Origin of the sequence: Bacteroides mucinivorans, from assembly GCF_034654355.2 — a bacterium.
Taxonomy (GTDB): Bacteria; Bacteroidota; Bacteroidia; order Bacteroidales; family Bacteroidaceae; genus Bacteroides; species Bacteroides nordii.
This window is the reverse complement of sequence record NZ_CP178179.1, coordinates 116,457-129,063: the sequence shown is the minus strand read 5'-3', so window position 1 is coordinate 129,063 and position 12,607 is coordinate 116,457. Positions and strand designations below refer to the sequence as shown.

Below are 12,607 nucleotides of genomic sequence, written 5' to 3'. Positions count from 1 at the left end.
CAGATATGAAACGAATCAGTATCTATTTTATCATGCTTGTAGCTGCATTCAGCCTCAGCATAGGCGTACAAGCCAAAACAATAACAGTAACAACAGCAGGAACGCTCTCATCGTATCTGTCTTCTGAAGAGACACAAACCGTTACAGAACTTATTATCAGCGGCCCACTGAACGGTACAGACATTGCATTAATACGTACTACCGCAGGAAATCTGGAAAGACTCGATCTGACCAATGCAACCATTGTAGAAGGAGGTACTCCATATACCTCATATAATGGACAGGATTATATGACTCAGAATAATATAGTTGGCAGCTATATGTTTCGGGGAATGGTCAATCTGATAGATTTGAAATTTCCTAAGAACGTTGTAGGGTTAGGAAGTTATACTAAAAACGGATCTTATTCTACATGGAGCGGATATAGCGTATCCAACTGTCCGTCATTGGAAACCGTTACACTTCCAAGTACATTACTATGGATCGGAGAATACTCATTCGATGCATGCAGTCGTTTGAAAGAAATCATTATTCCAGAAGGAGTCAAAATAATGGGGCAATATACTTTCAATGGCTGTCAATCATTAAAAAAAGCCTCCTTACCAAGTACACTAACAGATAGTTTCACCTATGATGGATGTACTTTCACCAGTCAATATAATAGTGGTAGCAACTTTGCTGACTGTACTAATCTGGAGGAAGTCATCTTGCCGGAAGGTCTTACCTTATTGTATTCATACATGTTTTCCGGTGCAACTTCTATTAAGCATATTACATTGCCCTCCACACTAAAAGTAATAAACAGCGCTTTCAATGGATGTAGTGGTCTTTTAGAATTAGAACTTCCAAGTGGATTAACTCAATTAGGAAGCATGTACGGTTGTAGTTCATTGAAATCATTAGTTATCCCCGAAAGTGTAACTGAAGTAGGTTCTTTTGGGAGGTGCACACAATTGGAATCAATTACACTCCCCTCTGGATTAGCAGGATGGTTGCCCAACTTCAATGACTGTAGTAATCTAAAAAGTATTACTATACCGGATAATGTAATTGTAATTGATAGACGAAATTTCGAGGGTTGTAACTCATTAAAAACAATCAATATCTCTGCCTCATCAAAACTTGAAGAAATTAAAGAGGAAGCTTTTCAAAGGTCCTCTATTGCTGAAATTTATTTACCGGAATCAGTTAAAAAGTTAGGACGTTATGCTTTCGCATACTGTACACAACTGGTAAACGTAACTCTCCCTAAAAATAACACTGCTTTCCAAATGGAAAATTTTGTATTTACAGGTTGTTCTGCTCTGGAAAACATCAATCTGCCTACTTCTTTAACATCCATCCCTCAAGACGCCTTTAGTAATTGCATATCATTAAAAGAAGTCGTTCTTCCGGGAGCACTTACAGAACTTGGACATCAAGCTTTTAAGGGATGTACCCAACTCACAAAAATAACAATTCCCGGAACCATTACTTCATTTAACAGTTCCGTATTCGCCAATTCTGGGCTCACGGAGGTAACGATAAACAACGGTATACGAGAAATTGGGGAAAATGCTTTTGAAAATACCCCCCTCACCAGTATTACATTTCCTAAAACCATCACACGCATCAGTGGACTTGGAAACAGTAATATCACTAACATTCATTTTGCAGAAGGTGCAGAACCTACAGAAATAGCAGAGAATGCATTTAGTAAATGTAAAATTACAACTTTCAATATCCCTGCAAGCGTTACCAAAATAGGGACTGGAGCATTCCAGTATAGCAACATCCAAAAAATTACGATACCTGAAGCTGTAACCACTATAGGAGATCGTTGCTTTAGCAACTGTAAAGATCTTGTCAAAATAACTCTCCCTGATAATATGATCCAATTACCCTTTTATATCTTTGGAGAATGTACCAAATTAGAAACGATTCAATTGCCGAGCAAATTGGAAACAATCGGCAATCAATCATTTTCTAATAGTTCAATTAGTACGATTCAGCTACCGGAAAGTTTGAAAACGATAGAATATTCCGCCTTTGATGGATGTATCCAATTGAAAAGCATTATTCTTCCTCCTCACCTTGAAGAAATAGGGCAAAATGCCTTTAACCGTACCTCTATCAATAATATTGAAATACCGGCTTCCGTAAAAAATATTGGCCAAAGCGCTTTTTGGTGCCGTAATCAAGGAGGCAACGGAACGTATGGAGATCACCTAAATACCGTAGTGTGGAACCCTGATTGGGAAGTTCCTAACAATGTATTCTCTCTAGCTACCTATCTTTACCTCCCAGAGAATGGAAGCGTAGCATCCGATGCAGAATACAATTTCACCTACATTTTCCGGGGAGGTGTCACTGACCAAATGGAGATCAAAACAAATGGGAATCAGTTCAGTATTCCCAAAGAATTAAAAGCTAAAAAAGTGTATTACTACAAAAACTTCAATACAGAGAGTGGATACAACTCACCAGCTGGTTGGAAAACCATCGTATTACCGTTTGATGTTGATCAATTTACGTATACGCGGTACTCTACCGAACCCGACGCTACCGGAACCCCACTGGCACCTTTCGGCAATACCCTTTTAGAAACGGATGACACAGCCCTGCCATTCTGGTTATACGAACTTACTCCAACCGGATATGTCTCAGCCACTTCAATACAGGCCAATAAACCTTACCTCATTTGTATGCCTAACAACCGGGCTTATCCGGAAGCCAATAATATTACCGGTAATGTTCGTTTCTCTGCAGAAAATGGCGCAGGTGTTCTACTTGCTCCTACCGAAGGTGCCCTACAATCGTCAGAAGGTGCCAACTACAGTCTTGTACCAACTTATGCTACAGTTGAAAAAAGCGAACAGGTATATTCTTTAAATGAAACAAGCTCATACTTTGATGGTAACAAAGACTATCCCGCCGGTAGTGTATTTATCCGTAATTATGCCGACGTAGCCCCCTTCCAGGCCTATGTACAGACCAAAGCCGCTCCTGCATCTGCTCCACGGCTATACAGCATTGGTGGCGATGGAGGCAGTATCACCGGTATCGGAAGCATGATCCTGACTCCTGACCAGGCCACCAGAGCATACAGTGAGAACGGTATTCTCTATATCGAAAGTAATGCTGTCCGCACCATTCCTATTTATGATGCCAGCGGACGTACCATACGAGTGATCGAAGCTCAGGAAGGCCGCAACGAAGTAAACGGACTGGCAGAGGGCATCTACTTCCTTGAAGGACAAAAAGTAATGGTAAAAAAATAACGAAGTATCAACATGATTCAAAAACATCAGATACAAATAATCAGGTACCTGCTCCTTACCCTCATCCTGCTTTTACCGGCAGGATGTGATAAGGACGAGGAACCGATGATATATGCGCCTACACTGGTGACAAACAATGCTACCGGACTGACGCGATATGATGCGGTACTGACAGGTTCGGCCATTGAAAACCCAAAGAGCGTGGGAAAATGCAAGATAGGATTTCTCTATGCCGAATCGAGTTCGATGAACAATGCAAAGGAGGTAGAAGCCCAGGCCGGAGACAAAAACCAGTACACTGGAACACTGGAAGGCCTATCTATCGGAAAAACTTATTACTATTGCATTTATGCCAGTACCGGATACAGCAAAGTGAAAGGAAATGTGATAAGCTTTAGTACACTCGCCAGTGAAGCACCTACTCTCAATGTACCTGTAGCCGAAAGCAAAAGTGAAACGGGAGCTATCCTGACCAGTGGTGTAACCGATGATGGTGGTAGCGACCTGACAGATTTTGGAGTAGTTTACAAAGTAAAAACAGAAGAGGATAATGCGGATCCCACTGAATATGATATCGTAAAGAACGCGTCATCAGACTTTACATCCGAAGCCTTCACTGTAGAACTAACCAATCTAAAGGCAAATACCACTTATCTGATACGGTCTTATGCTAAAAACAAAACGGGTAAAACCGGATACAGTGCCGAAAGCATCGAAATTACTACAGATGCATTGAAAGTACCAACAGTTACCTGCAATCCGGTTGGTGATATTTCAGCCTATACAGCACTGGCTACTGCCCGCGCTGTAACACCGGATGCAGCCTATCCGATACTGAAACGTGGTTTCTGCTGGAGTGCCGAGAACCAGGTTCCTACCATAGACAACCTGAAAGAAGAAGTTGCTTTAGGAGCAGCCGACTTTTCTAAACTACTGGAAGGTTTGAATACTGGTACGAAATATTATCTTCGGGCTTATGCAGAAAATGATAAAGGCATAGGATACAGTCCGGTGGTAGAGTTTACCACACAAAATCTGCAGGTAGTGGGTTTTGAAACAGTACCACAGATCAGTAATATCACTGTATCATCAGCTGAAGTAACCGCCGTTATTACCGTGCCCGAAGGTACGGAGATTCTGGAAAAAGGGATTTGTTATGACATCTTCTCTACCAAGCCGGGTGTAGATATGGAAGGTGGGCCTAAAAAAGATACGAGTAGCGGAAATAACATCCACATAGCCATAAACGGATTACAAGAAGGTACCAATTATTATGTAACTGCCTATGCCCGAACAGTCGACGGCTATTTTTACAGTAATCCAACATCATTCCATACCGTACAAACCCATGTTCCTGCACTCGCTGTACCGGTTATAAATAATATTGGTGAAACAGTAGCCACCGTAAAAGTAGAAGTTACTACCGACGGAGGCAGAGATATAGAGGAAATCGGCTTTTGTTGGAGCAGCGAAGTATCTGCACCTAACATAAACGATAACGATCACATCACTGAAGTTGGCAAACTAACCACCTACACCAAGCAGATCTCTAATCTGAATAAAGGTATCAAGTACTACGTACGAGCTTATGCCAAAAACGTAAACGGAGTGGCATATAGTCCCGTGACAGAGTTTACCACTCAACTAAACAGTGCACCGGAAGTGGAAGACCTGACAATGAGTATTATTAATGATGATAATGTTACTGTGGAGGCTACCATCACCAATACCGGAGGATTGAGTATCCTTAAAAAAGGTTTTGTATGGTCGGATTCCAGTAATGCTACTCCAACTCTGGAAAACTGTCTTGATAAGAAAGAATTGGGTACCGGTTCTGATGCTGGCGGGCGTTTTGAGGCTCAAATAGTAAATCTTACTATGGCTACTCCTTATTATATTTGCGCATATGCAGAGAATGAAAAAGGGATCACTTACAGTATTCCCGTCCGTTTCGTTACAATTGCGACCTATACCCCTGCCGTAGGATATCCTTCGGCAGAGAATATCACCGCAAATACAGCTGATATGTCAGCTAACATTTCAAATGACGGAGGAGCCAGTGTCACTGAAGTAGGTTTCTGCTGGAGTGAAAACAGTTCGGAACCGGTAATAGATGAAGCGAAAAAGAACTATGCAAAAGCACAGGTGGCTACTAACTTCTCTACTAAGATTTCCGGATTAAAAGCAGCAACCTATTATTATGTAAGAGCTTATGCAAAAAACAAGAATGGTATCTCATACAGTAGCGGTTACAGTAGCTTTACAACGCTGACTACTACTCCCGGTCCGGATGATAATCCATTACCCGAACCCCAATCTGCCCAAAAAGCACGAACGGTAAGAAAGTAAAACTCCTTTTTATATTCTCTCTAACATAAGGTGAGGCTCCCCCGGTATTTCTTTATAAATGTCGGGGGAGTTGTATTATAATGGTCTAATACCCATCCTATCACTCCCGTCCACATTGTAAAGATACCCTCAAAACAACCGGAAATCATAAGATAGTATAAGAGATTCAGAACAAATAGACTTTGAAATAGACTGAATACACACTATTTTTGCAAGCAGTTGCTGAAAACAGCTTTGCCTATTAATAACTAACAGAATCTAAAAATGAAAAAAAAAGAAAAGCCACTATTTATCCATTACAAATCCTGCCGGATAACTCTACTTGTTTTTGTATGGTTACTCCCACTTGTCAGCGCATATGCTACCCCTTATAATATTGCAACTCGCGCACAGGTAAAAGCCTCTTCTTTCATGCCCGGATTCGAACCGGAAAAGATTATCGACGGAGCAATCCGCCTATACGATCAGGGAGAATGGCGTTCTCAGAGCAAAGAGACGTTTTGGGGATATATTGATTACCCATGGATAGAATTAAAATGGGACGAGGCACAGCCGATAGAAAGAATTATCTTGTACGACCGCCCCAATCCCCAGAGTCAGATGGCAGGAGTTACTATCCACTTCAGCGATCATTCTAAAATCTACGTAAATTCAATTCCCAACGACGGTGCTCCAAAGGTGATTGATTTCCCTACGAAACTCAGCTCTTTTATTCGTATCGAAAGCACGGACGCAATGGGCACCAATGTAGGTCTCTCCGAAGTGGAAGTCTACCCATCCATCGAGGGATATCATGATTTTGTAGAAAAGGTAGACCCTTATATCGAGACTGCACGAGGAAGATATTTCTTCTTTGTTACAGGAAGCCTGCCCTTTGGCATGATTAGCGCAGCTCCTATGACACGAAACAAAAACCAGTACGGCGGCGGATACAATTATAATTCTAAAGAAATATTAGGGTTCCCGCAACTGCACGATTGGATGAATGGCGGCATTGTACTGATGCCTACCACAGGTGAAGTGCCCACCAAGCAGGGAGAAGAGGGATGGAAATCATCCTTCTCGCATGAAGGAGAAACAGTACGCCCGGGTTATCACAAACTATTTTTAGACAGATATAACCTATGGGTAGAGCAAACCGCCACAGACAGGGTAAGTTTTTATCGCTTTACCTATTGCAACGATGCTCCTCTTGCAGATATACTGCTCAATCTGGGAGGATATGTAGGTACAATAACCATGACCGAAGCAAATATCCAAAAGGTCAGCGATCAGGAAATAGAAGGCTCCGTCAACACCATGGGAAGACTATGGGGAGGTCCCGACAATGTAAAAGTGTATTACGTTATGCAATTTAGCAAACCAATGAAAGCCATAGATGGTTGGGATAACCAAACAGAATACCGGAACATAGAATCTCTGACAAGCCATGAAAAACCGACACGGCGCAATGCCACCGGCATGACGTATTGGGATGCACCTTCTTCGGGTATCAAAGCACGCTTTACAGCTAAAACAGGTGAACAAATCTGTGTAAAGGTGGCTATTTCCTATACCAGTATAGCCAATGCACGGCTCAATATGGAAATGGATTGTAATCATTGGGACTTTGATGCAGTGCATCAGCAATCACAAAAAGAATGGAATGATTATCTGGGAAAAATAGCAGTGAAAGGTGGTACAAGAGACCAACAAATCAAATTTTATACGGATCTTTGGCATGTGTTGCTGGGACGTCATAAAATAGACGATTACTCCGGTGACTATCCGGATTATACACAGGGAGAACGACAAGGCAAACATACAGTAAATGCCGTGTTCAAAAAAAGGACCTTACCGAAAGACGCAAATGGAAAAGTAAAATTCCATATGTATAATTCAGATGCATTTTGGCTCTCACAATGGAATTTGAATGTACTCTGGGGATTGGCATGGCCAGAAGTTTTAGATGACTTTTCCGCCTGTCTGGTGCAATATGCCGAAAATGGCGGACTGTTGCCCCGGGGACCCAACCTTGGTGGATATTCGTACATCATGTCATCTTGCCCGGCTACCAACTTACTGACCGCTGCTTATCAAAAAGACATGCTAACCAAAACAACTCCGACAGCTGCTTATAAAGCAATGGTCAACAATCATAAAGGCGGAGGAATGTTAGGCTCTAAAGAGCAAATTGACATCTATGAACAGAACGGTTATTTTCCGGATAATGCCGGATGGACGATAGAGGCTGCCTTTCAGGATTGGGCACTATCTCAAATGGCTGGAAAACTTCGGAAAAAGAAGGATGCGGCATTCTACCTGAAACGGTCCCAAGGCTGGGAAAACCTTTTCTGCGATAAAGTCAACCTGTTGATGCCCAAAAATAATAAAGGAGAATGGTTACATCAAGATCCTTTAAGCGGAGAGGGATGGATAGAAGCCAATGCCTGGCAGGCTACTTGGGGAATATCTCACGGATTAAGCAGACTGGCAGAATTAATGGGAGGAAAAGATGCTCTGTGTACCAAACTGAATGAGGCTTTCGAGCAATCTAAAGAAGATGATTTCGTATATGGGTATCGCGATGGATATGTGAGTTACGCCAATCAACCAGGGTGTTCGAATGCCCATGTATTCAACAGAACAGGCCGACCAGACTTGGCACAATACTGGGTAAGGCGTGTCAACGAACAAGCATACGGAGCAACTACCCCTGATAAAGGTTACGGTGGACACGACGAAGATCAGGGACAAATGGGAGGAGTAAGCGCCCTCATGTCAATAGGAATGTTCAGTGTAGACGGAACTTGTTCCATCCAACCCGTTTATGATATTACGTCTCCCGTATTTGATGAAATCACCATCCGGTTGGATAAAAAGTATTACCCCAATGGAGATAAGTTTATCATTAAATGCCATAACAACAGCAAAGAGAATTGCTACATTGAGAGAATAGCCCTCAATGGTAAAGAACTGCCAGAATACCTGCTTCCGCACAAAGAATACGCAAAAGGAGGAATCTTAGAACTCTGGCTAAGCAATTCCGCACCTGTAAAATAATGACATAACATTCTGTTCAAAGGGTCAGAAAAAATCTGCCTGTCGAGAGTGTGTAAAAAGTAATAAAATGCCCCGCGAAAGTTCTTTGTCCAACTTTCGCGGGGTACTTTGTTTATTCACTGATCTCTTTTTTTCGGTAAGCAGTAGGCGACACTCCCATAACTTTGGTAAAGACCCGGGAGAAATAAGCCTGTTCCTCAAATCCAAGCCGTAAAGCTATCTCATTCAATTTCATATCGGTAAGCTCAATATATTGACAAGCCTTCTGAATTTTCAGTCGAATAAAATAATTGATAGGAGAAGTACCGGTCTCTTTCAAAAACAGTGCCGAAAAATGAGACTCCGAATATTTAAAATATCCGGCCAAGTCCTGTAATGTCAAATTACGATCTATGTTTTCCTGCAGATAGTAAATCACCCGCATAGAAAATGAAAGCGGCTTATGTCTGGGAACACCGATATCCCGAAATTGCTCTTGAAAAATGAACGTAGATAAGAAAGAGTACAGGTACATCGCTGAATAAGCAAAATATTCTTTGATATATCCCATGGAAAAGCTATTATAGATTTCTTCAAACAGCTCAATACGAACTTGCTGACGCGAGTGTTCATCCGAAAGAATAATCCCCGGAGATATATGAACAGTAAAAATCGAATGCACTAATTTACCGCTAAAATGAAGCCAATAGATGGTCCACGGCTCATCTATATCAGCCTCAAACGAATAAGGGACATGGGGAGGGATAAATATATACTGCTTCTGCCGTATCTGATACGTCTTCCCATTAATATGATACTTACCTTTTCCGTCGACACAATATATCAGCATTGCATAATCTGTACCCGATTCTTTTTGCACATAATGATATTTCACCTTCGGGAAAAAACCGATTTTACGTACATAGAGATTCTCTATCAGAGGATCTTTACTATATTCTCTTAACAAATTTTCGGGCAGGGATACAAATCGCTCTCCTTTAAACCCTTCCTTTATTCTTACCATAGTACAAAATCATAAGATTGTATAAGAAGATCAGAACAAATATACCTCAAAAAAAGCAATAAGTAAAGTATATTTGCAGAAAAACAATTCGGCAAAATGAGAAAAAGTAATTATGACAAGACCCCTTCAACTCGTATAGAAGGAAAGATATGGATAGGATGGAGTGAAATCCTGAATAAATTAAAGAAAACAGGAGTAACTGGTGATTTCCGAAAGGTTTTTGTAGTAGAGTGTTATCAGGGAGTAAATAAACAAGAACTTCTTTCTTATTTTAAAGAACTATCTCCGACACTATTGATTGATACGGAAAGCTTGTTTAAGTCACCGGAAGATATTGAGCGTATGACAGCACCCTATATGACGGAAGACAGCTTATTCGGGTATACTTCACACTTTTCTTACAAAAACTTCCTGGATACGGAAAAGGTGGCAGCCTGCCGTGAACAAATAACACAGACGAACGGACTCATTGTTTTATGCGGACATGGAGCAGCAGAAGTTTATCCTCATCCGGACCTACTTATGTACGTTGATATGGCACGTTGGGAAATACAGCAACGCTTCCGGAGAAAAGAAGTGAACGGATTAGGAGTTAGAGACAAAGAGGTTGCCCCCTCCCTTCACTACAAACGAGGTTATTTTATAGATTGGATAGTATGTGATAACCTTAAAAAGAGGCTATTAAATAAAGTTGATTATTGGCTGGATACCCATATCAGTGATCTCCCTAAAATGATCGAAGGAGAGACCTGGAAAGCCGGTCTTAAAAAAACAGCTTCTTCTCCTTTTCGTGTAGTCCCGTTTTTCGACCCGGCTCCATGGGGTGGCCAATGGATGAAAGAAGTCTGCGATTTAGACAAGACACAAGCCAATTTCGGTTGGTGCTTTGACTGTGTTCCCGAAGAAAACAGCTTATATTTAAATATTTCCGGAACACTCTTTGAAATGCCATCCAATAATCTCATTTTCTATCAACCTCGTGAAGTTTTGGGAGAACCGGTAGAAGCCCGTTTCGGAGAAAACTTTCCTATTCGTTTTGATTTTCTGGATACGATGGGAGGAGGCAATCTCAGCCTGCAGGTACATCCTACAACCCAATATATCCGGGATACATTCGGCATGGCCTATACACAGGATGAAAGCTATTATCTGCTGGATGCACAAAAGGGTGCAACTGTCTTTTTAGGAATAAAGACAGGCATAGATCCCGAAGAAATGATTGCAGCCCTGCACGAATCGCAAAAGACAGGGAAGAAGTTCGATACAGAAAAGTATGTAAACCAATGGCCGGCAAAAAAACATGACCATTTCCTGATTCCGGCCGGAACAATCCATTGTTCCGGAGCGGGTGCAATGGTGCTCGAGATTAGTGCAACGCCAAGTATCTTTACATTTAAGCTTTGGGATTGGGGGCGTCTGGGGTTAGACGGCCGTCCTCGTCCCATAAACATCCGACATGGTGCTAATGTGATTCAATGGGAACGACAAACTGATTATACACGCCGGTATCTGGTTAATCACGTGGAAAAGATTGCAGAAGGAGAAGGTTGGTATGAAGAACGTACCGGATTACACGAAAATGAATTTATAGAGACACGCCGCCACTGGTTCACCGGTAAGGTTTTGCACCATACCGGGAATAGCGTTAATGTTTTAAATGTAATTGAAGGAGACGAATTAATAGTGGAAAGCCCTGACGGAGCATTCGAACCGTTTACTGTTCATTATGCAGAGACATTTATTATCCCGGCTTCAATCAACCAATATACCATATCTCCAGGTGCAGCATCAAAAGAGAAGCGATGTGGTACAATCAAAGCTTATGTTCGATTTAAACAATAATAAATTATGAATTATAAAGAAGAACAACGCATCGTAATGACTTTGGATGCGGGTGGAACCAATTTTGTATTTTCGGCAATAGCCGGAGGAAAAGAGATTGTAGAACCTTTTGTTTTACCTTCTGTTCCAACTCATATCGACCATTGTCTGAAAAATATAGTGACCGGGTTCCACCATATACTAAAATTATTACCGGAAACTCCGGTAGCAATAAGTTTTGCATTTCCGGGGCCGGCCGATTATGAGGCAGGAATTATTGGCGATTTACCCAACTTTCCGGCCTTTCGAGGCGGAGTTGCTTTAGGCCCCTATTTACAAGATCAATTCGGATTACCTGTTTTTATTAACAACGATGGTAATCTGTTCGCATACGGAGAAGCAATGACCGGCATTTTGCCGGAAATAAACAACCGGTTAAAAAAAGCCGGTAGTACCAAACGTTACCAAAATATCATTGGTATAACGCTGGGTACAGGTTTTGGAGCCGGAGTAGTAACAAATGGTCAACTCTTGTTGGGAGACAATGCTGCCGGTGGTGATTTATGGTGTCTACGTAACAAAAATCATCCGCAATTTATTGTAGAAGAAAGTGTCAGCATCCGGGCTATAAAACGTATGTACGCAGAACGTTCCGGTTGCAAAGAAGATTTAACCCCTAAAGATATCTATGAGATTGCGGAAGGTAACCTTCAAGGAGAACAGGAGGCAGCCAGGGCTTCCTTTGCCGAACTGGGTGAAGTGGCTGCAGAAGCATTATCTTGCGCCTTAACATTAGTAGACGGATTAGTAGTTATAGGTGGCGGATTAGCTGGGGCTTCCAAATACATACTACCTGCAATGATAAAAGAGCTAAACGGTACTATACGTATGATGGATGGAAGTATCTTCAACCGCTTACAAATGAAAGTATTCAATCTGGAAGATGAGACAGAATTTGCATCATTTGCCGGTTATCAGCCCAAACAGATAAAGGTTCCCGATACCACCCGATTTATATCTTACGATTTATATAAACGGACAGGAATAGCCGTTACCCATCAAGGCACCAGCCGTTCCATTTCATTAGGTGCCTATACTTATGCCCTTAATCAATTAGACAACCAATAATCGC

At 41.7% G+C, this 12,607-nt stretch carries 6 protein-coding genes; 5 read left to right on the top strand and 1 reads right to left on the bottom strand.

Going from position 1 to position 12,607, the window contains the following annotated elements; genetic code table 11:
* Window positions 1-5: 5 nt before the first annotated feature.
* From VCM39_RS00405 to VCM39_RS00395, 3 genes are all read left to right on the top strand, one after another.
* Entirely contained in the window at window positions 6-3,260 is a 3,255-nt protein-coding gene (locus tag VCM39_RS00405; RefSeq protein ID WP_322932331.1) for a leucine-rich repeat domain-containing protein, read from the top strand.
* 12 nt (window positions 3,261-3,272) lie between these two features.
* Entirely contained in the window at window positions 3,273-5,609 is a 2,337-nt protein-coding gene (locus VCM39_RS00400; protein ID WP_322932330.1) for a hypothetical protein, read from the top strand.
* A gap of 264 nt (window positions 5,610-5,873) precedes the next feature.
* Window positions 5,874-8,651, top strand: a complete 2,778-nt coding sequence (locus tag VCM39_RS00395) for a GH92 family glycosyl hydrolase (protein ID WP_289291230.1) — start codon at window positions 5,874-5,876, stop codon at window positions 8,649-8,651.
* A gap of 112 nt (window positions 8,652-8,763) precedes the next feature.
* Here VCM39_RS00395 and VCM39_RS00390 read toward each other — a convergent pair whose 3' ends face one another.
* A complete protein-coding gene (locus tag VCM39_RS00390) occupies window positions 8,764-9,654 on the bottom strand; it encodes an AraC family transcriptional regulator (RefSeq protein ID WP_002558405.1) in 891 nt (296 codons plus the stop codon).
* A 96-nt stretch (window positions 9,655-9,750) separates the two neighbouring features.
* On the opposite strand from VCM39_RS00390, the gene VCM39_RS00385 reads away from it, so the two are divergent.
* Window positions 9,751-11,496 (top strand): class I mannose-6-phosphate isomerase, encoded by a 1,746-nt coding sequence (locus tag VCM39_RS00385; RefSeq protein WP_289291232.1) that lies wholly within the window; start codon window positions 9,751-9,753, stop codon window positions 11,494-11,496.
* 6 nt (window positions 11,497-11,502) lie between these two features.
* Complete coding sequence (locus VCM39_RS00380) at window positions 11,503-12,603, top strand: ROK family protein (RefSeq protein ID WP_221649695.1); 1,101 nt, start codon at window positions 11,503-11,505, stop codon at window positions 12,601-12,603.
* Window positions 12,604-12,607 lie beyond the last annotated feature (4 nt).